1 protein-coding gene is annotated in these 602 nt (G+C 43.2%); it reads left to right on the top strand.

All coding sequences use genetic code 11. The annotated features are described in order from the left end of the window. Window positions 1–206: 206 nt before the first annotated feature. A partial coding sequence (locus R7P74_RS27805; protein WP_318123897.1) for a CoA-binding protein occupies window positions 207–602 on the top strand: 396 nt, incomplete at its 3' end.

Below are 602 nucleotides of genomic sequence, written 5' to 3' on the forward strand. Positions count from 1 at the left end.
TCATGCCGATAGCAGGCCCGTTTATCAAGCATCAAATACAATAATCTGCGAATTTGATGTGATGAGTAACACAAACTCTACAAGCACTGTATAGATTTGCTTCAATGTCCGGTTCGTTTATGTTTTCTGGCCTATTTATTCGTTTATGATTGTTGATATCAACGTAGCAGATTGCAAGTAAGTCGCGACAAGCCGCAGGAGTTCACATGAATAAACTACATAAGCTCTTTAAACCTAGTTCCGTAGCGGTAATTGGCGCCTCTCAAAAAGAACTCCGTGCAGGCCAAGTCGTTATGCGGAATCTTCTGCAAAGTGGGTTTGACGGTGCAATCATGCCAGTTACCCCAAGGTATAAAGCGGTATCGGGTGTCATTGCCTATCGCGATGTTGCTTCCCTGCCCTATACGCCGGATATCGCTATTCTCTGTACTAATGCTTCGCGAAATGAACAACTTCTCAAAGAGCTGGATGAGCGTGGCACACCATTCGCGATAGTGATTTCTGATGATGCTCAAACGCTAGATTTGTCATCTCTTAATATTCGGGTTCTTGGACCAAACAGTCTTGGAATTATCTTACCTTGGCATAATTTCAATTGTACG

It is taken from the genome of Vibrio sp. 2033 (assembly GCF_033339735.1).